General features: G+C 74.9%; 20 protein-coding genes, 1 other RNA gene and 1 pseudogene. 12 read left to right on the forward strand and 10 right to left on the reverse strand.

Annotated elements, in window-relative coordinates; genetic code table 11:
- Positions 1-12 precede the first annotated feature (12 nt).
- The 3 genes from ACIPRD_RS19650 to ACIPRD_RS19660 are packed head-to-tail and all read right to left on the reverse strand — an operon-like array spanning position 13 to position 3,077.
- The gene (locus ACIPRD_RS19650) at positions 13-1,425 is read right to left on the reverse strand and encodes a sensor histidine kinase (protein WP_401564582.1); all 1,413 of its coding nucleotides are present in this window, start codon (positions 1,423-1,425) and stop codon (positions 13-15) included.
- A 15-nt stretch (positions 1,426-1,440) separates the two neighbouring features.
- Complete coding sequence (locus tag ACIPRD_RS19655; protein WP_401564585.1) at positions 1,441-2,157, reverse strand: ABC transporter permease; 717 nt, start codon at positions 2,155-2,157, stop codon at positions 1,441-1,443.
- The gene (locus tag ACIPRD_RS19660; protein ID WP_356398000.1) at positions 2,157-3,077 is read right to left on the reverse strand and encodes an ABC transporter ATP-binding protein; all 921 of its coding nucleotides are present in this window, start codon (positions 3,075-3,077) and stop codon (positions 2,157-2,159) included. The genes ACIPRD_RS19655 and ACIPRD_RS19660 overlap by 1 nt, the downstream gene beginning before the upstream one ends.
- A 273-nt stretch (positions 3,078-3,350) precedes the next feature.
- Here ACIPRD_RS19660 and ACIPRD_RS19665 point away from each other — a divergent pair, with 273 nt between their 5' ends.
- Entirely contained in the window at positions 3,351-4,262 is a 912-nt protein-coding gene (locus ACIPRD_RS19665; RefSeq protein ID WP_401564588.1) for a MaoC/PaaZ C-terminal domain-containing protein, read from the forward strand.
- 880 nt (positions 4,263-5,142) lie between these two features.
- Here the strand turns inward: ACIPRD_RS19665 and ACIPRD_RS19670 are convergent.
- A pseudogene (locus ACIPRD_RS19670) lies at positions 5,143-6,277 on the reverse strand (hypothetical protein); the annotation flags it as partial.
- Positions 6,278-6,464: 187 nt separating this feature from the next.
- On the opposite strand from ACIPRD_RS19670, the gene ACIPRD_RS19675 reads away from it, so the two are divergent.
- The 3 genes from ACIPRD_RS19675 to ACIPRD_RS19685 are packed head-to-tail and all read left to right on the forward strand — an operon-like array spanning position 6,465 to position 9,663.
- Entirely contained in the window at positions 6,465-7,313 is an 849-nt protein-coding gene (locus ACIPRD_RS19675; protein WP_401564591.1) for a Nif3-like dinuclear metal center hexameric protein, read from the forward strand.
- A gap of 13 nt (positions 7,314-7,326) precedes the next feature.
- The gene (locus tag ACIPRD_RS19680) at positions 7,327-8,070 is read left to right on the forward strand and encodes a C4-type zinc ribbon domain-containing protein (RefSeq protein ID WP_356399088.1); all 744 of its coding nucleotides are present in this window, start codon (positions 7,327-7,329) and stop codon (positions 8,068-8,070) included.
- Between the two features lie 48 nt (positions 8,071-8,118).
- On the forward strand, positions 8,119-9,663 hold the full coding sequence (locus tag ACIPRD_RS19685) for a bifunctional RNase H/acid phosphatase (RefSeq protein ID WP_401564594.1): 1,545 nt from the start codon (positions 8,119-8,121) through the stop codon (positions 9,661-9,663).
- Here the strand turns inward: ACIPRD_RS19685 and ACIPRD_RS19690 are convergent.
- Together ACIPRD_RS19690 and yaaA are read right to left on the reverse strand one after the other, a co-directional pair.
- Positions 9,635-10,297, reverse strand: a complete 663-nt coding sequence (locus tag ACIPRD_RS19690; protein ID WP_401564597.1) for a bifunctional 4-hydroxy-2-oxoglutarate aldolase/2-dehydro-3-deoxy-phosphogluconate aldolase — start codon at positions 10,295-10,297, stop codon at positions 9,635-9,637. The genes ACIPRD_RS19685 and ACIPRD_RS19690 overlap by 29 nt on opposite strands.
- A 72-nt stretch (positions 10,298-10,369) precedes the next feature.
- The gene (yaaA, locus tag ACIPRD_RS19695) at positions 10,370-11,161 is read right to left on the reverse strand and encodes a peroxide stress protein YaaA (protein ID WP_356398015.1); all 792 of its coding nucleotides are present in this window, start codon (positions 11,159-11,161) and stop codon (positions 10,370-10,372) included.
- Positions 11,162-11,605: 444 nt separating this feature from the next.
- Here yaaA and ACIPRD_RS19700 point away from each other — a divergent pair, with 444 nt between their 5' ends.
- Both ACIPRD_RS19700 and rnpB read left to right on the forward strand, forming a co-directional pair.
- The gene (locus tag ACIPRD_RS19700; RefSeq protein ID WP_401564599.1) at positions 11,606-13,039 is read left to right on the forward strand and encodes an RNB domain-containing ribonuclease; all 1,434 of its coding nucleotides are present in this window, start codon (positions 11,606-11,608) and stop codon (positions 13,037-13,039) included.
- Between the two features lie 150 nt (positions 13,040-13,189).
- Positions 13,190-13,591: RNase P RNA component class A (gene rnpB, locus ACIPRD_RS19705), an RNA gene on the forward strand.
- Positions 13,592-13,767: 176 nt separating this feature from the next.
- On the opposite strand, the gene ACIPRD_RS19710 is transcribed toward rnpB, so the two are convergent.
- Positions 13,768-14,322 carry a DoxX family membrane protein gene (locus ACIPRD_RS19710; protein ID WP_401564601.1) on the reverse strand — a complete coding sequence of 185 codons (555 nt, stop codon included), beginning with the start codon at positions 14,320-14,322 and terminating at the stop codon, positions 13,768-13,770.
- Positions 14,323-14,464: 142 nt separating this feature from the next.
- On the opposite strand from ACIPRD_RS19710, the gene ACIPRD_RS19715 reads away from it, so the two are divergent.
- The 6 genes from ACIPRD_RS19715 (at position 14,465) to ACIPRD_RS19740 (ending at position 21,246) form a co-directional block, all read left to right on the forward strand.
- Positions 14,465-14,791: a nuclear transport factor 2 family protein gene (locus tag ACIPRD_RS19715; protein ID WP_356398024.1), complete on the forward strand. Its 327-nt coding sequence runs from the start codon at positions 14,465-14,467 to the stop codon at positions 14,789-14,791.
- Between the two features lie 172 nt (positions 14,792-14,963).
- Complete coding sequence (locus ACIPRD_RS19720) at positions 14,964-16,244, forward strand: serine hydrolase (protein WP_356398027.1); 1,281 nt, start codon at positions 14,964-14,966, stop codon at positions 16,242-16,244.
- Between the two features lie 250 nt (positions 16,245-16,494).
- Positions 16,495-17,844, forward strand: a complete 1,350-nt coding sequence (locus ACIPRD_RS19725; protein WP_401564605.1) for a multidrug effflux MFS transporter — start codon at positions 16,495-16,497, stop codon at positions 17,842-17,844.
- On the forward strand, positions 17,796-18,971 hold the full coding sequence (locus tag ACIPRD_RS19730) for a serine hydrolase domain-containing protein (RefSeq protein ID WP_356398032.1): 1,176 nt from the start codon (positions 17,796-17,798) through the stop codon (positions 18,969-18,971). Before ACIPRD_RS19725 ends, ACIPRD_RS19730 begins: the two co-directional genes overlap by 49 nt.
- Before the next feature lie 240 nt (positions 18,972-19,211).
- Positions 19,212-20,240: a small ribosomal subunit Rsm22 family protein gene (locus ACIPRD_RS19735; protein ID WP_356398035.1), complete on the forward strand. Its 1,029-nt coding sequence runs from the start codon at positions 19,212-19,214 to the stop codon at positions 20,238-20,240.
- A 268-nt stretch (positions 20,241-20,508) separates the two neighbouring features.
- On the forward strand, positions 20,509-21,246 hold the full coding sequence (locus ACIPRD_RS19740) for a bifunctional DNA primase/polymerase (RefSeq protein ID WP_356399090.1): 738 nt from the start codon (positions 20,509-20,511) through the stop codon (positions 21,244-21,246).
- A 108-nt stretch (positions 21,247-21,354) separates the two neighbouring features.
- Here ACIPRD_RS19740 and ACIPRD_RS19745 read toward each other — a convergent pair whose 3' ends face one another.
- The 3 genes from ACIPRD_RS19745 to efeB form a co-directional block, all read right to left on the reverse strand.
- On the reverse strand, positions 21,355-22,347 hold the full coding sequence (locus ACIPRD_RS19745; RefSeq protein ID WP_401564609.1) for a hypothetical protein: 993 nt from the start codon (positions 22,345-22,347) through the stop codon (positions 21,355-21,357).
- 114 nt (positions 22,348-22,461) lie between these two features.
- Positions 22,462-23,337: an iron uptake transporter permease EfeU gene (efeU, locus tag ACIPRD_RS19750; protein WP_356398041.1), complete on the reverse strand. Its 876-nt coding sequence runs from the start codon at positions 23,335-23,337 to the stop codon at positions 22,462-22,464.
- A gap of 3 nt (positions 23,338-23,340) precedes the next feature.
- Entirely contained in the window at positions 23,341-24,609 is a 1,269-nt protein-coding gene (gene efeB, locus ACIPRD_RS19755; RefSeq protein ID WP_401564612.1) for an iron uptake transporter deferrochelatase/peroxidase subunit, read from the reverse strand.
- Positions 24,610-24,622: the final 13 nt, after the last annotated feature.

A 24,622-nucleotide genomic window follows, 5' to 3' on the forward strand; every position in this document is an offset into this window, starting at 1 on the left:
AGGCGCGGACGGTCAGGGGGCGGCTTCCGCGCCGACCTTCGCCGAGGAGCCTGTTCCTCCGGCCTTCTCGCCCGCGGCGGTCCCGCCGGTCCCGCCGATGTCCCCGATCGCTCCGTCTCCCCGGTCCGCGCCGTTCTCCCCGGCCGCCTCGCCGTGCTCGGAGGTACTCCCGGTGGCGGACTCCTCCGGATCCGCCGGTTCCAGGGGGAGCGTGGCGGTGACCCGGAAGCCGCCGCGCGGCGACGGGCCGGCGTCGAGGGAGCCGCCCGCCGCCGCGAGGCGCTCGGTCAGGCCCGTCAGACCGGTGCCGCCGATGCCCTCGTGCCGGCGGGCGACGGCCCGGCCGGTGCCGTTGTCGGCGACGGTGAGCCGGACCTGTTCCGCGGCGCTGTCCACGGTGATCTCGCAGCGGGTGGCGTCGCTGTGCCGGACGACGTTGGTGACCGCCTCGCGCACCACCCAGCCGAGCAGGGCCTCGGCGGGCGGGGCGAGCGGCGCCCCCGACTGGCTCACGACCGGTTCGATGCTCGCCGCGGACAGCGCGGAGCGGGCCCGGGTCAGCTCGGTGGCCAGGCTGCCCTCGCGGTAGCCCGTCACCGCCTCGCGGATCTCGGTCAGCGCCTGCCGGCCCACCGACTCGATGTCGCCGATCTGGGCGAGCGCCGCGTCCATGTCGCGCGGGGCGAGCCGCCGGGCCGCCTCGGACTTCACCACGATCACCGACAGGGTGTGGCCGAGCAGGTCGTGCAGGTCGCGGGAGAAGCGCATCCGCTCCTTCTCCACCGCCCGCCGGGCCAGCTCCTCCCGGGCCGCCCGCAACTCCCGCACCGCCTCCGACAGGCCGAGGATCGCGGCGGTCACCATGCAGGAGAGGAAGGTCGCGTAGCCGATGTTCGCCGCACTGCTCCAGCCTTCACGGACGGCGGCGACGGCGGCCGCGTACACCGCGAGCGCGATGCCGGCCCGGCCGAGCCACGGGCCGCGCAGGGTGGCGCCGGTGGCCAGACCCAGCAGCGGGAAGAACATCAGCCAGTTGCCGCCGTACCCGGCGGCCAGGCCCGTGGTCAGCACGCCCATCAGCAGCAGCGCCACCCGGGTGTCGCGCGCCCGGCGCTTCTCCCGGTCGAAGGAACGGAAGGTGACGTAGATGTACAGGGAGTTGAAGACGAGCAGGCCCAGGCCGCCGATCCACGGGTTCGGGGCGGTGCCCTGCAGGAGGTTGGAGAAGGACCCCAGGCCCAGCAGCAGCCAGGGCAGCAGGGAGAAACCGGTGGGCGGAGGCCCCGGGTGCCGCTCGTCCACCGCGGTCCCGTTCCGCCGGGCGGCCCGCCGGCCGGCCTTGAAGTGCTCCATGTCCGCCTTCCAGCGGGCCCGCGCCTCCATGAGGTGCAGAATGTGGCATTTCGTCCGCGCGTACCACGACATGTCTTTCTCCCCCGATCAGATGGAACCCGCCCGGCGGCGGTACGACAGAACAGCGTACGAACCGAACAGCAGCAGCCACGCGGCCAGCACCACGACGGCCCCGGGAGCCGGGCCGTGACCCTGGGCCACGGCGGTGCCGAGCTGGGCGTACCGCTGGGTGGGCGTGTAACCGGACAGCGCGCGCAGCCAGTGCGGGAACAGGCTGATGGGGAACCACAGTCCGCCCAGCACCGCCAGCCCGAGATTGCACGCCATGTTCACCACGCCCGTGGTGGGACCGGTCATCCGGTAGCCGTTGCCGAGGCCCAGCAGGGTGAAAGGAAGTGAGCCGAGCCACAGCAGCAGCGTGATCGCGGCCCACTGCCAGACGGCGAGCCGCACCCCGTTGACCAGAGCGCCCGCCAGGAGCACGGCGACGATCGCCGGGAGTACGGTCACCGCACCGGTCAGCGCCCGGCCCGTGACCACCTCCCGCGGTGTCATCGGCGTCACCCGCAGCTGCCGCAGCCAGCCGGTGGCCCGGTCCTCGGCGACCGCGCCGCCCGTGTTCAGCGCCGAGCCGAGCGCCCCGTAGGCGGCCATGCCCACCATCGACAGGGCCTTCCACTCGCCGTCGTCCGTGCCGAGGTTGGTGAACAGCAGATACATCAGCACCGGCATCGCGATGCCGCCGACGACGAAGCCCGTGTCGCGCAGAGTGCGGCGCACCTCCAGACGTACATAGCCGAACATCACACCGCCTCCATGTCGTGGTCGTGGTCTTGGTCGTGCGAGGTGAGGGCGAGGAAGGCGTCGTCCAGCGAGGCCGGGGCCACCTCCAGGCCGCGTATGGCGTCCAGTCCGGCCAGGGCGATGACCGTGGCGTCGGAGTCGTCGGTGCGCAGCCGCACCCGCGTCCCGCGCACCTCCACCGACCGGACGCCGGGGAGCAGGGCCAGCCCGTCCGGGTCGCGGCCGGCCAGTTCGACGGAGACGAGGCTGCCGCCGGCCGCCCGGCGCAGTTCGTCACCGGTGCCGTCCGCGACGATCCGCCCGCGGTCGATGACCACGATCCGGTCGGCGTGGTCGTCGGCCTCCTCCAGGTAGTGGGTGGAGAACAGGACGGTGTGCCCGCGCTGCGCGTAGGAGCGCATCGAGGCCCAGAAGGCGTGCCGCGCCTCCACGTCCAGCGCCGCGGTCGGCTCGTCCAGCACCAGCAGCGCCGGGTCCCCGGCCAGGGCGACCGCGAACCGCACCCGCTGGGCCTGCCCGCCGGACAGCCGGTCCACCCGCCGCCCGGCCAGGTCGGCGATGCCGGCCAGCTCCAGGGCGTGCGGCACCGGCATCGGCGCCGGATAGCGGGAGGCGACGAAGCCGACCAGCTCGCCCACGGTCACCCGGGGCACCGGGCGGGCCTCCTGGAGCATCGCCCCGACCCGGCCCGCCCGTACCGACCGTTCCGGCTCGGCGCCGAACAGCTCCACCGACCCGGCGTCCGGCGCGAGCAGGCCGAGCAGCATGGCGATGGTGGTGGACTTGCCGGCGCCGTTGCGGCCCAGCAGGGCCACGGTCTCGCCGCTCGCCATCTCCAGATCGATGCCGTCCACGGCGCGGACCGCGCCGTACGTCTTGACCGCCCCCGTGAAGGACACGGCGCTCCCCGTCTGTGTCATGCCTCCGAGGCTAGGACCGGGACCCCTGTCCGCGGCAGGTGCGGACGTACGGACCCCGGCAGTACAAATGTCACGGCCGTCGTCCTGCTGCCGGGCCGTCAGTTCACCTGGCGGGCGGACAGCTTGACCGCCGGGAGCCCCGGCCGCTCACGTGGCGGGCGGACAGCTTGACCGCCGGGAGCCCCGGCCGCCTGCCGGCCCGGCCGCCGGGGCCGCGTGCGAGCCTGGCCCGGATCCACCGCCGGCGCATCCGAACGACCCGTCAGGAGTCCCATGCCCATCGACGCAGCCGAGGCGCTCGCCGCCGAGCCCAGGACCGGCGAGATCCACTGGACCGCGAAGGACGTCCAGCTGTACCACCTCGGCATCGGCGCCGGCGCGAACCCCGACCTGGAGAGTCCCGCGACCGACCCCGGTGAACTGCGCTACACCCTGGAGTCCCGGCTGCACGTCCTGCCGAGCTTCGCCACCGTCGCGGGCGGCGGCCCGCCCGGGGTGATCCGGGGCCTGTCGGTGCCCGGCGTCGACGTCGACCTCGCCCGGGTCCTGCACGGCGGCCAGAGCCTGCGGATCCACCGCCCGGTCCCCGTCGCGGGCACGGCCGCCGTCACCGAGCGGATCGCGGCCGTGTACGACAAGGGAACGGCCGCCCTGCTCGTCCTGCGTACCGAGGCGGCCGACGCCGACGGCCCGTTGTGGAGCGAGGAGGCGCGGATCTTCGTGCGGGGCGAAGGCGGCTGGGGCGGTGAGCGGGGTCCCGCAGTCCCGGCCCGCGCCGGGCGTGCCCCGGGCGGGAGCACCTCCGCCGGGGTGCCCGCGGGGGAGCCCGACCTGACCGTCGAGCGGCCCGTCCGGCCCGACCAGGCCCTGCTCCACCGTCTCTCCGGCGACGCCAACCCCCTGCACGCCGACCCCGGGTTCGCCCGGCGCGCCGGCTTCGACCGGCCCGTACTGCACGGGCTGTGCACCTACGGGATCACCCTCAAGGCGGTCGTGGACACGCTGCTCGACGGCGACGTGACCCGGGTGGGCGCCTATGAAGCACGGTTCGCCGGGGTGGTGTACCCGGGGGAGACGCTGCGCGTCCGCATGTGGCGCGAGGAGGGGCGGGTGCGGGTCACGGTGAGCGCCGTGGACCGGTCGGACACGCCGGTGCTCACCGACGCGGCCGTGGAGCACTCCTGAGACGGCCCGGCGCCCCCTGGAACGGCGGAAGGGGCGGGGTCCGTCGTACGACGGACCCCGCCCCTTCCTGTTCCGTGCCGGTCAGGCAGCCGCTTCGGTGGTCTCCTCGGCCGGCTTGCGGTGACGCCCGCGCGGTGCGGACTCACCCTCCTGGGGCGCTACCGAACCCCGGTGCCGGCCATGACCGTCCACCTCCTGAGAGTCGGCAGACAGCGGCTGTGTCGTGCTGGTGTCGCTCATCGGAAGAATTCACCCCGTCAAACATGATCTCTTACAGCCGGGCGAGTCTAACCAACGCGGCACGGGGCCCATCCAGGCGCACACGCCAACCGGCACTACTTCGTTACAAGACGTCCCAGGGGTGCCTGCTGCAAGGGCACAGGGCGGGCCGCGACCGGTTCCGGAGGGTCCGGTTCCACCGGTACCCAGAGCCCCTCGGCGCCCTCGGCACCCCCGGTGAACGTGCCCTCGGTGAACGTGCCCTCGGTGAACGTGCCGCCCCACCCCGGATCCTCCGGACCGGCGCCACCCCATTCCCCCGGTCCCGGTCTCCGCGCTCCCTCGTAAGCCGCGACGACGGATCCGTGCCCCGCGTCCACACCGTGCCCCGCGTCCACGCCGTGCCCCGAGCTCACACCGTCCCCAGCGCCCACGCCGACCCCGGTGTCCAGGCCGCCCATGCCGCCCGCGGCGTACGCGGTGCCCACGGCATCCGTGTCCCCCGGCCCCCACGCGTCCGTCACACCGCTCCCGTCCCCCACACCGCCCGCTCTCCCGGCGTCGCCTGCTTCCCCGGCCGCCCCCGCTTGCCCGGTCTCGCCCGTTTGGCCGACCCCGGCCGCTTCCCCGGCCCCGGCAGCCTCCGCCGACTCCGCCGCTTCTCCCGGCTCCGCCGCTTCTCCCGCTCCGGCCGCTTCCCCCCGCGCCCCCGGGCCCACTGCGCCCGTGCCCCCGGTGTGCGCCGCCGCCCCGTCCGTGTCCCCCCAGGGCGCCGCCAGCTCGACCACGCCGCAGGGCGACTCCTCCGTGACGCAGGGCAGCCGCAGCACCCCCTCCGGGGTCCACAGCCCCGCTCCCGCGAGCCAGCCCTCGGGCGCGGCGAGGTGACGCACCCGGCGTTCGGACGGGCGCCAGGTCCCGACCCAGCTGCCGAACGGGCCCTCGATGCGCAGGGCCACCGCGCAGTGCTCCGGCATCAGCACCTGCCCCGGCTGGATCGCGAAGGGCGTCACCGCGCAGTCCGGCAGGCGCAGGCTCTCCGGGAAGCGGACCGGCAGCGTGCTGCCCAGGACGCCCCAGCCCAATCGTTCCTGCCCGGGGGAGGGCGCGTCCGACGAGATCACCAGCAGCCCGCTGCCGGGGTCCGCGAGCAGCAGCCGGTCGTCGCTGTCCGCCGCGATCTGGAGCAGGGGGGAGATCTCGCCGCCGCGCTCCAGGTCCACCACGACCGTCTTCGTCCGCCCGCCCAGCTCCCGGTCCAGGGCCAGCATCCGGCCCGTCCCGTCCAGCCAGACCCCGCCGGAGCAGCGGCCCGGGATCTCGGCCAGGTGCTCGGGCCCGAAGGCGCCGCCCGCCACGAGCCAGACGGCCGTGGAGCGGGCGCCGACGGCGAGGGCGCAGGCCCGCCTGCCGCCCGGCGCAGGCGGCAGCAGCGTCAGCCGGGTGCCGGGCTCCGGGCACTCCACCGCGCCCAGCGGCAGCTCACCGGTGCCGGGACCGGTCGGGTACAGCAGGGAGAAGGCGTGCCGCCGCTCCACCAGGCGGTGGATCAGCACCCGCCCGTCCCCCATCGGCTGCACCTGGGTGCCGGGCTCCTCCGGCTGGTCACCGGGCAGCGGTACGGCGTACGGCTCCGGTGTGTCCAGCGTCCAGCGCTCCGGGAACCAGGACTCGCCGTCCAGCGCCATGCGGGCGGCGTAGGCGCCGTCCGCCGTGATGGCGTACCCCGTCCGGGGCTCGGGTTCGTCCTCGTCGGACGCCCCGGCCGACGGGGGTTCGATCGCACAGGCCGTCATCGTCGGTCACCTCCGGCGAAGAAGGTAGTTTTCGTACGCACGGCCGGGGGACCGGCAGCGCACCGCTTCACACATACGGGTGGCGCAGAAGCGATTCCTCTGAGGGAACCGGGGCGTATGTGCTGACCGGGGCCATGTGAAGCGGATGCGGTACGGCCCGGCAGATCAGCCAGGTAGCCTTTTCCCCGTGCCCCGTCTGTCTGAAGTCATCGCCGCGCTGGACGCTCTGTGGCCCGCCGAGCGGGCCGAGTCCTGGGACGCGGTCGGCACGGTGGTGGGCGACCCCGGCCAGGAGGTCGGCCGCGTCCTGTTCGCCGTCGACCCCGTCCAGGACGTCGTCGACGAGGCCGTGAAGCTCGGCGCGGACCTGCTGGTCACCCACCATCCGCTCTATCTGCGCGGGACGACCACGGTCGCGGCCTCCACCTTCAAGGGCCGGGTCGTGCACACGCTGATCAAGAACGACATCGCCCTGCACGTGGCGCACACCAACGCCGACACGGCGGACCCGGGCGTCTCCGACGCGCTCGCGGGCGCGCTGGACCTCAGGGTCGTGCGCCCCCTCGTGCCGGACCCCACCGACCCGGAGGGGCGCCGGGGCCTGGGCCGCGTCTGTGAGCTCGACCACCCGCTGACCGTGCGCGAGCTGGCCGCCCGGGCCGCCGAGCGGCTCCCGGCCACCGCGCAGGGCATCCGGGTGGCCGGCGACCCCGAGGCCGTCGTCCGCACGGTCGCCGTCAGCGGCGGCTCCGGCGACAGCCTCTTCGACCACGTCAGGGCGGCGGGTGTGGACGCCTTCCTCACCGCCGACCTGCGCCACCACCCGGTCTCCGAGTTCACGGCGGCCGCCGCCGGACCTCTCGCGCTGCTCGACGCGGCGCACTGGGCCACCGAGTGGCCCTGGTGCGAGCTGGCCGCAGCCCAGCTCGACGAGATCTCCGACCGTCACGGATGGGGCCTCAGGGTCCATGTCTCCAAGACGGTCACCGACCCCTGGACCGCCCACGCGGCGTCCTCCGCCATCACCAATAGCTAATGGGAGCCCCCAACTGAACGCCGCGCCCGCCGACCAGATCCGACTTCTCGACGTCCAGGCCCTCGACGTCCGCCTGCAGCAGCTCGCGCACAAGCGGAGGTCCCTGCCGGAGCACGCCGAGATCGAGTCGCTGACCAAGGACCTCACGCAGCTGCGCGACCTGCTGGTGGCCGCGCAGACCGAGGAGAGCGACTGCGCCCGCGAGCAGACCAAGGCCGAGCAGGACGTGGACCAGGTGCGCCAGCGCGCCGCCCGCGACCAGCAGCGCCTGGACTCCGGTGCGATCACCTCTCCGAAGGACCTGGAGAACCTCCAGCGCGAGATCGTCTCCCTCGCCAAGCGCCAGGGCGACCTGGAGGAGGTCGTCCTCGAGGTCATGGAGCGCCGCGAGTCCGCGCAGGAGCGGGTGACCGAGCTGACCGAGCGTGCCGGCTCCGTCCAGGAGAAGATCGACGCCGCGACCGGCCGCCGTGACACCGCGTTCGGGGAGATCGACGGCGAGGCCGCCTCGGTCACCAAGGAGCGCCAGGTCGTCTCCGGCTCCGTCCCCGCGGACCTGCTGAAGCTGTACGAGAAGCTGCGCGAGCAGGGCGGCGGCATCGGCGCGGCCAAGCTGTACGCCCGTACCTGCCAGGGCTGCCGCCAGGAGCTCGCCATCACCGAGCTGGCCGAGGTCCGCAAGGCCCCGTCCGACGCCGTCGTGCGCTGCGAGAACTGCCGCCGCATCCTGGTGCGCACCGCCGAGTCGGGCCTGTAGGAAGCACGGGGAGCGGCCGGGGCAGCGGGCGGTCAGGGGTTCGTGGACGTGCGGGAGTTCATCGTCGAGGCCGACGGAGGGTCGCGGGGCAACCCGGGGCCCGCGGGGTACGGCGCCGCGGTGAGTGACGCGGCGACGGGGGAGACGCTGGCGGAGGCGGCCGAGTTCATCGGTGTCGCCACCAACAACGTCGCCGAGTACCAGGGTCTGATCGCCGGCCTGCGGGCCGCGCACGCCCTGGACCCCGGGGTGCCGGTCCACGTCCGCATGGACTCCAAGCTCGTCATCGAGCAGATGTCGGGCCGCTGGAAGATCAAGCACCCCGCCATGAAGCCCCTGGCCGCCGAGGCCGGCCGGATCTACCCTCCGGGGCAGGTCACCTACGAGTGGATCCCGCGCGAGCGGAACAAGCACGCCGACCGCCTGGCCAACGAGGCGATGGACGCGGGGACCAAGGGCGGACAGTGGTCCCCGTCGTCCTCCCGCGCCGCCCTCGACGTGCCGCCAGCCGTTCCTGAACCGTCGGGCCCGCCGGGGGACGCGGCGGCGGGCGCGGCCAGGGCGCGGGAGGCCCTGGCCCAGGGCCGCACCGCCGGATCCGCGCGGCCGCAGGCCGCGGAGCCCGGCAGCGGCTCCGCGCACACCCCGCGGGGCGCTGCGGATGCGCCCGCCTCCACCCCCGAGGACACGGGCGCGCACCCGCGCACGGACACGGGCACGGGCACGGACGCCGGTTCCGTCTCTGATTCCGATACCGCCTCCGCCTCCGACTCCGGTTCCGGTGCGGATGCCGGTACTGCGTCCACCGCCGACGCCGACCTGCGCGCCGCCCGTTCGGTCACCGCGTCGGCCACCTCCCGCGCCTCCGCCACCTCCCGCGCCTCCGCAGGTTCTACGGGTCCCGCCGGTTCCACCGGTGCCGTGCGCGCCGCCTCCGCGCCGGGCTGGAGCGCGGCCCCCGACCTGGGCGCCCCCGCCACCTTCGTCCTGCTCCGGCACGGCGAGACCCCCCTCACCCCGCAGAAGCGGTTCTCCGGCAGCGGCGGCACGGACCCCTCGCTCTCGGACGCGGGCCGCGAGCAGGCCCGGCGGGTCGCCGATGCGCTGGCCCGGCGCGGCACGGTCCAGGCGGTCGTCGCCTCCCCGCTGGCCCGCACCCGGGAGACCGCCGGCATCGTCGCCGCCCGCCTCGGGCTGGACGTGGCGATCGAGGAGGGGCTGCGGGAGACGGACTTCGGCGCCTGGGAGGGCCTCACCTTCGGCGAGGTCCGCGAACGCCACCCCGACGACCTGACCGCCTGGCTCGGCGACCCGGAGGTCCGCCCCACCGGCGGCGGCGAGAGCTTCGCGGAGACCGCCGAGCGGATCGAGGCCACCCGGCGCGAACTGGTCGCGGCCTACGCGGGCCGTACCGTGCTGCTGGTCACGCACGTCACCCCGATCAAGACCCTGCTGCGGCTCGCCCTCGGCGCCCCGCCGGAGTCGCTGTTCCGGATGGAGCTGTCCGCGGCCTCGCTGTCGGCGGTGGCGTACTACGCGGACGGCAACGCGAGCGTACGGCTGTTCAACGACACGTCCCACCTGCGTCCCTGAGCCCGGCCGCGGACCGCGCGAGCTCCTCGATCCGGGCCCAGTCCCGGGCGGCCACCGCGTCGGCCGGGACCATCCAGCTGCCGCCCACGCAGCCGACGTTGGGCAGCGACAGGTAATCCCGTGCGTTCGCGGGGCCGATGCCGCCCGTCGGGCAGAAACGGGCCTGCGGCAGCGGGCCGGCGAGGGACCTCAGATACGCGGTGCCGCCCGCCGCCTGCGCGGGGAAGAACTTCATCTCCCGCACCCCGCGCTCCAGCAGCGCCACCACCTCCGAGGTGGTCGACACCCCGGGCAGGAACGGCACGCCGGACCCGCGCATCGCGGCCAGCAGCGTCTCCGTCCACCCGGGGCTCACCAGGAACCGCGCACCCGCCGCCACGCAGTCCCGTACCTGCTCCGGCGTGATGACCGTGCCGGCCCCGACCACCGCCTCCGGGACCTCGTCCGCGACCGCCCGGATCGCGTCCAGGGCGGCCGGGGTCCGCAGGGTCACCTCGATCGCGGGCAGCCCGCCCGCCACGAGCGCCCGCGCCAGCGGTACGGCGTCGGCGGCGTCGGAGACGACGACCACGGGCACCACGGGTGCGAGGTCCAGCACGGAGGCGGCCGGGGAGGAGGGCAGCGGCGAGGTCATGCGCTCATCGTGCCGAGCGGAAGCACTCTCCGCAAAGGGTGTTGCACATGCTGCAACGGGCTTTGTTCCCCGTCAGTGGACCTCGTCCACCAGCACGTCCAGCGCCCAGGGCCTGCCGCCCGTCGCCGGCGCCTCGGCCTCCACGGTGTGGCCGAGGTCCCGCAGCGCCTCCACCAGCTCGGCGGGGTCCCGCGGCGCGGTCCCGGCCGACAGCAGGCTCCGTACGATCCGGCCCTTGGTCGCCTTGTTGAAGTGGCTGACGACCTTCCGCGTCGGCGCGTGCAGCACCCGTACGGTCGCGGTGCGCGCGGCGGTCTCGCCCTTCGGCTTCCAGGCGGCCGCGTAGGCGGCGGAACGCAGGTCCAGGACCAGGCCGTCGCCGGCCGCCTCGGGCAGCACCTCGGCCATCGGCGCCCGCCAGTGTCCCGCGAGCGCGCCCAGCCCGGGCAGCTTCACGCCCATCGAGCAGCGGTAGGAGGGGATCCGGTCGGTCACCCGCACCGCGCCCCAGAGCCCGGAGAAGACCAGCAGCGAGCGCGCGGCGCGCCGCTTCGCCGCCGGGTCCAGCGAGGCGAGGTCCAGGGCGTCGTAGAGCACGCCCGTGTAGATCTCACCGGCGGGACGGGCTCCCGCCGTGCGCAGCACCGCGTTCTTCGCGATCTCGCCGCGCAGGCCCTCGCTCAGCCCGAGCACCTCGCGCGCCTTCTCGTTCTGCGCGGGATCCCCGGCGCACAGCTCCACCAGCTCGCCGAGCACCGCCTCGCGCGCCCCGGCCAGCCCCGGCAGCGACAGCGCCTCCGGCTTCAGCGGGGCGCCACGCCCCGAGGACGCCTTGCCTTCCGAGGGCGGCAGCAGCACAAGCACGGGCACTCCTTCTCATCGCTTCGGCGCCAGCCTACGGCTTCCCGCCGCCCCGCCCGCGCCCCTGGTCAGGGCCAGGGCCCCCGCGCGTACGGCCCTGGGACGGCCCTGGGACCCGGCGCGCCTACGCCCCCGGACCCGGCGGCCCCCGGACCCGGCGGCCCCCGGACCCGGCGGCCCTCGGGCCCCGGCAGCCCACGCCCACGGCATCGCGCCCCGGGCCTGCCCGGCCCACGGCATCGCGCCCCGGGCCTGCCCGGCGCACGGCATCGGGCCCGCCCCCGCCCGGCCGCCCTGTCCGCGCCCGCCCGGCCCCCTCCGTCCGCGCCCACCGCATCGCGCCCCCGCGCCGCCCGGCCCCCTGCCGTCCGCGCCCGCCCCCCCAGCCGCGCCCGCTCGGCCCCCTCCAGCCGTCGCGCGAGCGTCTTTGTGCTTACGCTCGTGTGTATGCCACGCCGCCGCATCCGCGTGACCGGCGCCCCCGAGGCGCCCCTGCATGCCGCGTTCGCCGCGCTGCGGGCGGAGCTCGGCGTCCCGCAGGCCTTCCCGGCCGAGGTCCAGGCGGAGGCGGACCGGGCGGCGAGTACGCCGGAACTCCCCTCGTACGACGCCACGGACATCCCCTTCTTCACGCTCGACCCGCCCGGCTCCACCGATCTCGACCAGGCGGCGCATCTGTCGCGGCGGGGGAGCGGGTACCGCGTCCGGTACGCCATCGCCGACGTGGCCGCGTTCGTCCGGCCCGGCACGGCCCTCGACGCCGAGGCGCACCGGAGGGTCGAGACGCTGTACTTCCCCGACGAGAAGGTCCCCCTGCACCCCTTCGTGCTCAGCGAGGGCGCCGCGAGCCTGCTGCCGGACCGCACCCGGCCCGCCGCGCTGTGGACGATCGACCTGGACGCCGAGGGCCGTACCGTCGCCACGGACGTGCGGCGCGCGCTGGTCCGCAGCCGCGCCCGCCTGGACTACGCGGGCGCGCAGCGGCGGATCGACGACGGCACGGCGGAGGAACCGGTCGCGCTGCTCGCCGAGATCGGCCGGGCGCGGGAACTGCTGGAGGCCGAGCGGGGCGGCATCTCCCTCGACGTGCCCGAGCAGGAGATCACGGCCCGGGACCACACCTACGAGCTGTCCTACCGCGCGCCCCTGCCCGCCGAGGTCTGGAACGCCCAGCTGTCCCTGCTCACCGGCATGGCCGCCGCCGGACTGATGCTGGCGGCCGGCACCGGCATCCTGCGCACCCTGCCGACCGCCCCCGACGGCGCGGTGGCCCGTCTGCGCCGCACCGCGACCGCCCTGCGCATCGACTGGCCGCACCACATGCCGTACGCGGCCCTGATCCGCACGCTCGACCCGCACCGCCCCGACCACGCGGCCTTCCTCCAGGAGTGCACGACCCTGCTGCGCGGCGCCGGCTACACCGTCTTGCGCGACGGCGCCCTGCCCGCGATCACCTCGCACGCCGCCGTCGCCGCCCCCTACACCCACTGCACGGCCCCGCTGCGCCGCCTGGCCGACCGCTACGCCGCCGAACTCTGTCTCGCCGCCGTGGCGGGCGAGGACCCGCCCGACTGGGTGCTCGTGGCGCTCGACGGGCTGCCCCGGCAGATGGCCGAGGGCGCGCGGCTCGCCGGCACGGTGGAGCGCGGGTGCGTCGACATCGTCGAGGCCGCGCTGCTCAAGGACCGCGTCGGCGAGGTCTTCGAGGGCTGCGTGGTGGACCTGTCCGACCACGAGCCCACCGTCGGCACCGTGCAGCTGGACGCCCCGGCCGTCATCGGGCGGATCGAGGGCGAGTGGCTGCCGCTCGGCGAACGGCTGCGGGTGCGTCTCGTCGGAGCGGACCCGGGCACGTCGAAGATCGTGTTCACGCCGGCGTGAGGCGACCGGCGGCGTGAGGCGACCGCCGGCGTGAGGTGACCGGCGGGGTGGGCCAGAGGTGAGGTGACGTGACCGGTGAGGTGATCCGCGAGGTGATCCCTGGCGGTCCGCGCCGGTCCGCGCGCCCGGTAGCATGGTCGGCACGGCAGACGAGCCGGGCGGACGGCCGCGTGGAGCCCTTCAGGGGGCTTCCCGAGGAACGTCCGGGCTCCACAGGGCAAGGTGGTGGCTAACGGCCACCCGGGGTGACCCGCGGGACAGTGCCACAGAAAACAGACCGCCGGAGGCTTCGGCCCCCGGTAAGGGTGAAACGGTGGTGTAAGAGACCACCAGTGCCCAGGGTGACCTGGGCAGCTAGGTAAACCCCACCAGGAGCAAGGTCAAAAGGAGACACCCCGGTGTCTCTGCGCGGACGATCGAGGGCTGCCCGCCCGAGTCCGCGGGTAGACCGCACGAGGCCGGCGGCAACGCCGGTCCTAGATGGATGGCCGTCACCGAGAGGCCCGCGAGGACCCCTCGGGACAGAACCCGGCGTACAGCCCGACTCGTCTGCCCCTCACTCGAGACCTCCCTGAGCGGGAGGCCCGCGGCGGCTCCGCCGACCGGCCCCGTGCCCGACCGGCTCCGTGGCCTGTCCGGCTTCGTACTCGTCCGGCTCCGTGCCCGTCCGGCCTGCGCCCGTCCGGCCTGCGCCCGTCCGCCCCGCGCCCGTCCCGCGCGGCGCCGCTCTACTTCCCGAACAGCGTCCCCTGCTCGCCCTGTTCGGCCGCCTGGGCCGCCCGCATCCGCCGGTTCCGGGATCCCACCACGACGGCCGTCACCGCCGCCGTCGCCGCCAGGGCCGCGGGCACCATCCAGGCGCGGTCGAGGCTGTGGCCGAGGGCGTGGTCCAGGGAGAGGCGGCCGGGGCCGGTGACGGCGAGGCAGGCCGCGGCCAGGCCGAGGGCGGCCGGGTGCTCGAAGCCGCCGGACTGGGCGAAGAAGCCGTTCGGCAGATGGACCGCCGCCGCGCCGGCCATCGCGCCGGCCGCGGCCGCGCCCGCCGCCGGGGTCGCGAGGCCGAGGGCGAGCAGGGTGCCGCCGCCCATCTCGGCGAGGCCCGCCGCGGCCGCGCTCCCCCGGCCGGGGGAGTAGCCGACGGACTCCATGAACTGCCCGGTGCCCGTCAGGCCGTAGCCGCCGAACCAGCCGAACAGCTTCTGCGCTCCGTGCGCGGCCAGCGCTCCGCCCGTGCCCAGCCGGAGCAGCAGCAGGCCCACATCACGTCGTTCGTCACAGGTCACGGTCTCTCCCAGCGGCAGGGCGGCATGTCCGGTTCCGCGGTCTCCACCGTCGCACCGGCACCGGCGCGGGGCGCGTGCTGGCTGCCGTTCGGGTGGCGGGCTCCGGGTGGCGGGGGCAGGGGAGCGATGTGAGCCTGACGCCATGACGATTCAGCCAGCCAAGCTCAGCGACCCGGCCGTCCGGGCCTTCGTCAACGCCGTCAACGCCCACGACCGCGAGGGCTTCATGGCCCTGCTCGCGCCCGGTGCGACCATGGCCGACGACGGCTCCGACCGTGACCTCGCCGAGTGGATCGACGAGGAGATCTTCTCCTCCCACGGCCACCTGGAGGTCGACAACGAGTCCCGGGGAGGCCGCTCCCTCGTCGCCCGCTACCGCAACGACACCTACGGCGAGATGCAGACCAAGTGGTCCTTCGTCGTCGCGGACGACGGCCGGATCTCACGCTTCGAGACAGGGCAGGCCTGAAGGGCGCGCGCGGGCCGCGCGGCTCCGGGCCGTGCGCCGCCGCGGAGCGGTGCGAGGCGTGGCGGAAACCGGCGGCCGGGCAGCCGATCGGAATTTCATAAGACAGCAAATTCCTTGCCCCTGAGGGCCGTCCGCGGCGAAACCCCTGCTGGGCGCGGTGTACGGTCCCCGAGTGCGTGATTGTTCCCGGCTCAGCCGGCGTGCCGTCCTCGGGCTGACCGCCGCCGCTCTTCCGCTCTCCGCGACCAGCCCCGCCTCCGCCGCCGAGGCCGCCGTCATCGGCGGCGATCGCCTGGCGCGCGGCGGAGTGCAGGTGCGCGGTGCCGGCGGACTGCCCACCAAGAAGCTCACCGCCCGCTCCTGGATCGTCGCCGACGCGGACACCGGGGAGGTGCTCGCCTCCTTCGGCGCGCATCGCCGGCTCGCCCCGGCGTCCACGCTGAAGATGCTGTTCGCGGACACCGTGCTGCAGAAGTTCGACCGGACCCAGCGGTACAAGGTCACCGACGCCGATCTGGCCGACGTGCCCTCCGGGTCCAGCCTCGTCGGCGTCAAGCCCGGCATCACCTACACCGTCGACCAGCTGTGGCAGGGCGTGTTCCTGCGGTCCGGCAACGACGCCGTCCACGTGCTCGCGCACATGAACGGCGGCATCGCGCGGACGGTCGCCGAGATGCAGGCCAAGGCCGAGGACCTGCAGGCCATGGACACCCATGTGGTCAGCCCCGACGGCTTCGACCACAAGGGCCAGATCTCCTCGGCGTACGACCTCACGCTGTTCGCCCGGCACGGTCTGAAGAACCCCGACTTCCGCGCCTACTGCGGTACGCGCACCGCCGACTTCCCGGCCGGCGGCAAGAAGACCTTCCAGATCCAGAACACCGACCGCCTGCTCACGGGCGCCTGGGGGCTGGGCACGTACAAGGGCCTGATCGGGGTGAAGAACGGCTACACCAGCCACGCCGGCAACACCTTCACCGGCGCCGCCACCCGCGACGGCCGGACCCTGCTGGTCACCGTGATGCATCCGGCGCTCGGCAGCAACGCCGTCTACGAGCAGACCGCCGCGCTGCTCGACTGGGGCTTCACGCACGGGAGTTCGGCGGAGCCGGTGGGTGTGCTCGTCGATCCGGTCAGCGAGAACCGGGGCCGTCCTGGCTCCGGCGCCACCCCCGCGCACCCGAAGGCGCCGGCCGCGGGGGGAACGGCCGCCGCGGCCGCCGGCGGTCCCTCCGCGCTGCGGCTGGCCGAGGGCGGCGCCGGGACGGCGGCACTGCTCGGCGCGGGCGCCTGGATGCTGCTGCGGCGGCGCCGGGCACGGACCGCGCCGGCGAAGACGCAGCCCCAGGCGGAAGCGCGGGCGGAGGCGGAGGCGGGCGGCGCGGCGGAAGGCGCCGCGGAGACGCCGGCGGCGGGATCCCCGACGGAGTCCGGCGGCAGGCACCGCCGCTGAGACCGCGCCCGCGGGGCGGCGGCACGGGGGCGGGACTCACCTCCCGCCCCGCTCCCCGCCGGGCTCCCCTCTCGGTGCGGTCGCGGAACCCGGTGCATCACCTGTGAAGTAATCGTGAAGGAAATCCGAGCATATGCGGCCAACGGGCCGCAATAGTCCGGGCGTTCAGATTCCGTTTGCGCAGATCAAGGCACTCGCCCCGGGCCGGCCCGGGAGAATGGGCCCCGCCCAGGACCAGAGGGAGGGCCCGATGACCGAGCCGCCGGCGATACCGACGCCCGGGACACGGCAGACCCCTGCCCCCGCGCCCGGGCACACCCCTGCCGCCGCGTCCGCGCAGGCACCCGCCGTCGTTCCCGCGCAGGCACCGCCCGCCGAGGAGCGCCCGGGCGGCCTGCTCCTCACCCTGATGCTGGGCGCCCTCACCGCCACCACTCCGCTCGCGATGGACATGTACCTCCCGTCGCTGCCGGAGGTCACCCGCACCCTGCACGCCCCCGCCGCGCCGGTCCAGCTCACGCTGACCGCGTGCCTGGCCGGGATGGCGCTCGGCCAGCTGGTGATCGGCCCGATGAGCGACCGCTGGGGACGCCGCAGACCCCTGCTGGCCGGACTCGCGCTCTACCTCGTCGCCACCGCCCTGTGCGCCCTGGCGCCGAACGTCGAGGCGCTGATCGCCTTCCGGCTGGCGCAGGGCCTCGCGGGCGCCGCCGGAATCGTCGTCGCGCGCGCGGTCGTACGCGACCTGTACGACGGCGTGGCCATGGCCCGCTTCTTCTCCACCCTGATGCTGATCTCCGGACTGGCCCCGATCGTCGCCCCCCTCATCGGCGGGCAGATCCTGAGGGTGACCGACTGGCGGGGCGTCTTCGTCGTCCTGGCGGTACTCGGAGCGGTCGTCCTGGTGGCCGTCCGGCTGCGGCTGCCCGAGACGCTGCCGCCCGCCGCCCGCCACCGGGGCGGCGTCGGCGAGGCCCTGCGGACCATGCGCGGCCTCCTCGGCGACCTGCCCTTCACCGGCTACATGCTCACCGGCGGCTTCGCCTTCGCCGCCCTCTTCGCCTACGTGACCGCCTCGCCGTTCGTGGTGCAGGAGATCTACGGCGCCTCCCCGCAGACCTTCAGCCTGCTGTTCGGGCTCAACTCGGTCGGACTGGTGGCCGCCGGACAGATCAACGGCAAGCTGCTGGTCGGACGCGTGCGGCTGGACCGGGTCCTCGCCGTGGGCCTCGCCCTGATCGTGCTGGCCGCGACCGCCCTGCTGCTGCTCTGCGCGGGCGTGTTCGGGCCGACCGGACTGGCCCCGGTGGCCGCCGCGCTGTTCGTGCTGATGTCCGCCATGGGCATCACCCTGCCCAACGCCCAGTCCCTCGCCCTGCAGCGCACCCGGCACGCCGCCGGCTCCGCGTCCGCGCTGCTCGGCACCTCCTCCTTCCTCGTCGGCGCGGTCTGCTCGCCGCTCGTCGGCGTGGCCGGAGAACACACCGCCGTGCCCATGGCGCTGGTCCAACTGGGCGGTGCGCTGGTCGCGGCGGTCTGCTTCATGGGAATGTGCCGTCCCTGGAGGCGAAGCCCGGGGCCGGAAGGAGAAGAGCACTGAGCGCACCGAGACTCCGCGCCGGCACACCGGAACGGGCCGGGCTCGACCCCGCCGCGCTCGCGCACCTGGCCGACGGGGTGCGCGCCCTCACCGAGGGGCCCCGGCCCTGGGCGGCCGGCACCGTCGTCCTGGCCGGACGCGGCCCGGTGATCGCCGTCGCCGAGGCCGCCGGCTGGGCCGTCCGCCACTCCTCCTGCGACCCCGACAGCGGGGAAGGCGTCGAACTGCCGCCCGCCGCAAGGGTTCCGATGACCGTGGACACCCCCTTCGACCTGGCGTCGCTCACCAAGCTGTTCACGTCCGTCGCCGCCGTGCAGCAGATCGAGCGCGGCACCCTCGGCATCGACGCCCGCGTCGGCGCCTACCTCCCCGAGTTCACCGCCGCCGCGCGACACGGCCTCACCGTGCGGCAGTTGCTCACCCACACCTCCGGGCTGCGCCCCGAACTCCCGCTGTACGACTGCCCCGACGACACGGCCCGGCTCGCCCTGCTGCGCGCCGAGGCGCCGCTCGCCGCACCCGGCACCCACCTCTACTCGGACCTCAACATGCTGCTGCTCCAGTGCGTGCTGGAGCGGTGCACGGGACTCACCCTCGACGTGCTGATCGAGGGCGGCATCACCCGCCCGCTGGGCATGACCGCGACCGCCTTCGGCCCGTGCCCCGGCGCGGCGGCGACGGAGGACCAGCGGCGGCCGTGGGCCAAGGCCGACCGGGGGATGCTGCGGGGTGTCGTCCACGACGAGAACGCCTGGGCGCTCGGCGGGGTCGCGGGCCATGCCGGGCTGTTCTCCACCGCCCACGACCTCGCCGTCCTGTGCCGCACCCTCCTCGCCGGCGGCTCCTACGGCCCGGCCCGCATCCTCGGCCCCGACTTCACCGAGCTGCTGCTGGCCGCGCCCGGCCTCGGCTTCGCGGTGGACCAGCCGTGGTTCATGGGCGAGCTGGCGGGCGGGGGAGCGGCGGGGCACACCGGGTTCACCGGCACCTCGCTCGTGCTCGACCCGGCGACCGACACCTTCCTCGTCCTCCTCGCGAACACCGTCCACCCCCGCAGAAGCGCTCCGGACAGCCGGCCGCGGGCCGCGGCGGCGACATGGCTGGCGAGAGCGGTGCGCGACGCCTGACCAAGCCGCCCGCCGGCCGGCACCTCGCGGTCGCCGCGGGGCCGGCGTGGGATGCCGGGCGGGCGCGGGGGCGTGGGCCGGGGTGCCTGGCTGCTGCGCGGGCGTCGCGGTGGCGGGGTGCCTGGCTGCTGCGCGGCCGGGTACGCCCCGACGGCCGGGGCCGGGCCGGTGGCCGGGCGGGCCGGGGCGGAGGGGCGGCGGCGTTACCCCGCGGTGTCCGGCACCTGAGAGAATCGCCCGGTGAACGCCCCCGCATCCCCAGCCGACACCCTGCGCACCGCCCTGGCCGGACTGCTCGACGGACTTCCGCCCCGGCAGGCCGCCGGAGCCGTCGAGCGGCTGATCGCGAACTACCGGGGCGCCACTCCCACCGACGCCCCGATCCTGCGGGACCGCGCGGACGTGGCCGCCTACGCCGCCTACCGGATGCCGGCCACCTTCGAGGCGGTGCGCGCCGCGCTGTGGGCGTTCGCGCAGGCCGTGCCCGGATGGACGCCCGGCAGCCATGTGGACATCGGCGGCGGCACCGGCGCGGCGACCTGGGCGGTGACCGACACCTGGGACGGGACCCGGCCGGTGACCGTGCTGGACTGGGCCGAGCCCGCGCTCGCGCTCGGCCGGGAGATCGCCGCGGCCAACCCCGCGCTGCGCGACGCCCGCTGGCAGCGCGCCCGGATCGGCAGCGCGCTCGCCCTGGAGGACACCGACCTCGTCACCGTGTCGTACGTCCTCAACGAGCTCGCCGAGGCGGACCGCGCGGCCCTCGTCGACGCGGCCGCGGCCGCCGCCCGCTCCGTGGTGATCGTGGAGGCCGGCACCCCCGCCGGCTACGACCGGATCATCGAGGCCCGCGACCGGCTGGTCCGCGCCGGGTTCCGGGTCGCCGCGCCCTGCCCGCACTCCGCCGCCTGCCCCATCGTGCCCGGCACGGACTGGTGCCACTTCGCCGCGCGGGTCAGCCGTTCCTCCCTGCACCGGCAGGTCAAGGGCGGTTCCCTGGCGTACGAGGACGAGAAGTTCAGCTACGTCGCCGCCACCCGGCTGCCCGCCGGCCCCGCGCCCGCGCGGATCGTGCGCCGGCCGCAGATCCGCAAGGGCCAGGTCCTGCTCGACCTGTGCGAGGCCGACGAGCGGCTGCGCCGTACGACGGTCACCAAGCGCCACGGCGACCTGTACAAGCAGGCCAGGGACGCCGACTGGGGAGACCCCTGGCCGCCCCGCGGCGACGAGGACACCGCCCCCGCGGACCAGGACCCCGCGGCGGGCTAGCACCTGTCGTCGAACTCCCGTCTGCCCCGCGACGCCATGCAGACCCGGAGCGGCTGGGAGTCCCGGGGCTCGGAGCGGACCGGGAGCCACGGGAATCGGAGCGTCCAGGGGGCCGGGACCTGGAAAGGGCGGAGCCGGCCGCCGGGCTGCGCGCAGGATGTGAGGCACATCTCGCCCGGTTCCTCCGGATCCCTGCCCGGACCCCCCGGAGCGCGAGAAGGTGGGACGATGAGGCATGCTGTCCGCACACAGCGAGGCGAGGGGACAGATGAGCGCGACGTTCGGCGGCCGTTCCGGCCGGCAGGGCAGACTCTCCCAGTGGCTGCGCGGACGGCGCCCGAAGGAGACCGCCGACGACGGCGGCCGTGACGCCCTGCTGCGCGCCGCCGCCGAGGCGGGACTGCCGCTGGCCCCCGCCGCGCATCCGGCCCCCGGCTACGGCTGTTCCTGCGACCGCGTCGGCTGTCCCACCCCGGCCCGGCACCCGGTGTCGCAGGCCTGGCAGACGCAGTCGACCACGGACCGCGCGCAGATCGAGCGCTGGACCCGCGACCAGCCGGACGCCAACTTCATCACCGCCACCGGCATGGTCCACGACGTCCTCGACGTGCCCCTCGCGGCCGGCCGGGAGGCGCTGGAGCGCCTGCTCGCCGACGGCATCGAGGTCGGCCCCGTCGCCGAGAGCGACGACGGCCGCATGCTGTTCTTCACCCTCACCCGGGGCACCCCTGAGGACGAGGACGAGTGGTGGCCCTGCGCGCTGGACTGCCACCCCGAGACCATGGACGAGCACCCCGGACTGCGCTGGCACTGCCGGGGCTCCTACGTCCTCGTACCGCCCGCCCGGCTGCCCGGCGACACCGGACGGGAGGTGCGCTGGGTACGTGGCCCGGAGCACGGACTGCCCGAGCCGCTGAGCCTGCTGGAGGTGCTCACGGACTCCTGCGCCCGGCACGCCGGCACGGACCACGGCCACGCCGACACCGCCTGGCCCCTGCGCCACTGACCGCCTGGCCCCTGCGCCACCGACCCACCGGACCGCGGCCGCCTCGGCCCCCGGACACCGGCGGCCGGCGGCCGGCGGCTCAGCCTCCGGTCCCCGGCCGTCCCCGGCTCATTCGCCCCGGGCCGCCGTCAGGCCCTGCACCCGGCCCAGCACCTTCACGCGGCCGCTGCCGGCCGGGTCGAGGGCGGCCTCGTTGGAGACGAACTCCAGCGTCAGCGTCTGCTCGACGTCGCCCTTGGTCAGGGCCTGCACGTCCTTGTTCGGGACGGTGATGGAGGTGCCCGCGGCGGCGGTCTGCTTCTCGTAGTGGCGCGTGGTGAAGAAGACCAGCGCCCCGCCGTCCGCCGTGCGCAGCGCGAGCGGCGCGTAGCCGCCGTCGGTCAGCGGCTCGTCGATGAACTGCCGTGCCAGACCCGGCTTGCTGGCCTGCTGCTCCCGGGCCGTGCGCCAGCCGCTGGTGTTCCGGCCGTCGGCGAACGTTGTCCCGCCGTGCTTGAGGTAGTCCGTGTAGTCCTTGCTCAGTTCGCCCGGCGGGACCGCGATCCCGGTGGAGTTCGCGGGCACCGCCTCGGCCCAGCCGTCCTTGTCCGTCCTGAACTCCGGTACGTCGCCCGGCGCGAGCAGCGTCAGATAGGCCACCCGCCAGGGCGCGCCGAGGGAGTCACGGGTGAAGACGAGCATCCAGCGGGCCGTGCCGCCCTTGTTGCCGTGGGCGTCCGCGACGAACCAGCGGGGCCAGCCGGCCTTCTTCGGGATCGTGAACTTCGCGTCCGTCAGTTCCAGCGGTGTGTGGTTCGCGTTGCCGGAAGGGCTGTTGGCGTGCCCCGCCTTCAGCCGGGCCGCGTCGATGTCGGCCAGCGGCCCGGTGACATGGTCCGCGTCCAGTGAACTGTCGTACGCCTTGTCGGCCTTGTTGTACGCGTCGGTGAAACCCTGGAGGGCCTTGGCGGCCTCGGCACGGGTGGTCGCGGGAAGCACCACGCGTTCCCCGTGGACCACCACGCAGCCGCTCGCCGTCAGCGACAGAGCGGCCAGTGAGGCCGCTATGAGTGCGTTCCGGTCGCGCCTGCGGAGTCCGCCGCGCCTGCGATCCCTGCTCATGAGGTGCCTTCACCCTCCCCTTTCCGGAGGCGAACCCTACCGGGACGCGGACGGCGCCCGGGCGGCCGGTCCCCTGAAGGGATCCTGCCATCCGGACGCCGTCTCGGAGGTGGGTCAGTCGGACGCGGAGACCTTGTCCCCGGCCGCGGGGGCCGCCGTCCGGGCCCGTCCGCCGCTCAGCCGCGCGCGCAGCTCCGGGGTGAGCAGGAAGACGGACAGGGTCGGCACCAGGTACAGGGCCCAGACCGAGACCTGGACGACCGTCGGATCCGGCTGGAAGTTGAACACGCCCTTCAGCAGGGCGCCGTACCAGCTGTCCGGCGCGATCGTGTCGCTGATGTCGAAGGCGAGGTCCGTGATGCCCGGGATCCAGCTGGCCTCCTGGAGGTCGTGGAAGCCGTACGCCAGCACGCCCGCCGCGACCACGACCAGCATGCCGCCGGTCCAGGTGAAGAACTTGGCCAGGTTGATCCGCAGCGCGCCCCGGTAGAACAGCCAGCCCAGCAGGACCGCCGTCGCCAGGCCGAGGGCCGCGCCGATCAGCGGGCGCGGGGTGCCGTCGCCGGCCGCGTGCACCGAGGCCCACACGAACAGCGCGGTCTCCAGGCCCTCCCGGCCGACGGCCAGGAACGCGGTGGCGACCAGCGCGCCGGTGCCCGTGGCGAGGGCCGTGTCCAGCTTGCCGTGGAGCTCGGACTTCAGGTGCCGGGCGGTGCGCCGCATCCAGAACACCATCCAGGTGACCAGGCCGACGGCGACGATCGACAGCGAGCCGCCGAGCGCCTCCTGCGCCTCGAACGTCATCTCCTGCGAGCCGAACTCGAGGGCGCAGCCGAAGCCCATCGCGATGGCGACCGCGATGCCGATGCCGCTCCAGATCGGCTTCAGGGCGTCCCTGCGGCCGGTCTTGACGAGGTAGGCGATGAGGATGCAGACGACGAGCGACGCCTCCAGGCCCTCGCGCAGTCCGATCAGGTAGTTGGAGAACACGGGCTACGCCTCCTTCGAGAACAGCGTGCTGCCCCACCAGTCGTCCTGGTCGCGGACGCCGGGCGGGACGGCGAAGACCGCCGAACCCACGTGCTGGATGTACTCGTTGAGCGCGTCCGAGGCCGACAGGCGGCGCTGCAGCGGGATGAACCCCTTGCGCACGTCGCGCATGTAGGCCAGGAAGAACAGGCCCGCGTCGAGGCGGCCGAGACCGTCGGTGCCGTCGGTGAAGGAGTAGCCGCGGCGCAGGATGGTGATGCCGCCGTTGGCGTCGGGGTGCGCGAGACGCACGTGCGCGTCCGGCTTCATCGCCTTCAGGAACGGCGCGTCGTGCTCCTTGGCCCTGCCGACCGGGGCGCCTTCCTTCTTGTCCCGGCCGAAGACGTCCTCCTGCTCCTGCAGCGAGGTCCGGTCCCAGGTCTCGATGTTCATCCGGATGCGGCGGGCGACGAGGTACGAGCCCCCGGTCATCCAGTGCGCGTCCGCGCCGCCGTCGCCCTCGCCGGCCCACACGTGCTTCGTCAGCCGCCCGGTCTCGGTGCCCGCGATGTTGCGGGTGCCGTCCTTGAAGCCCATCAGGTTGCGGGGCGTCTGGGCGTCCGGGGTGGTGGACGAGGTCTTGCCGAAGCCGAGCTGGGACCAGCGGATGGCGACCTTGCCGAAGCCGATGCGGGCCAGGTTGCGGATGGCGTGCACGGCGACCTGGGGGTCGTCCGCGCAGGCCTGGACGCACAGGTCGCCGCCGGTGCGGGAGCGGTCCAGGTTGTCGCCCGGGAACGCGGGCAGGTCGGCCAGTGCCTCCGGGCGCTTGCCGGACAGTCCGAACCGCTCGAAGAACGCCGGTCCGAAGCCGATGGTCAGGGTGAGCCGCGAGGGCTTGAGTCCCAGGGCCTCGCCGGTGTCGTCCGGCGGCGCCTCGGCCAGTCCGCCGTACGCGCCGTCGCCGACCGGCTGCCCGGCGGTCATCCGGCGGGCGGCCTCCGTCCAGTCCTTCAGCATCTGCACGAACTCGGCGCGGTCGTCCGTCTTCACGTCGAACGCGGCGAAGTGCAGCCGGTCCTGGACCGGGGTGGCGATGCCCGCCTGGTGGGCGCCGTGGAACTCGACGGCGGCGCCGACGTCGGCGCCCGCCGGGCTCACGTCGTCGCCGGTCCTGGCCGCCGCCACCGCGCCGCCCGCCGCGGCGGCGCCGAGCGCGAGGCCGGCCCCGCCCCAGCCGATCAGCGCCCGGCGGGAGGGGGCGGAGGCGCCGCGGTCCTGGTTCTCGCTCATGTAGGGCTCCCGG

This window comes from Streptomyces sp. NPDC090108, assembly GCF_044747185.1.
Lineage (GTDB): Bacteria > Actinomycetota > Actinomycetes > Streptomycetales > Streptomycetaceae > Streptomyces.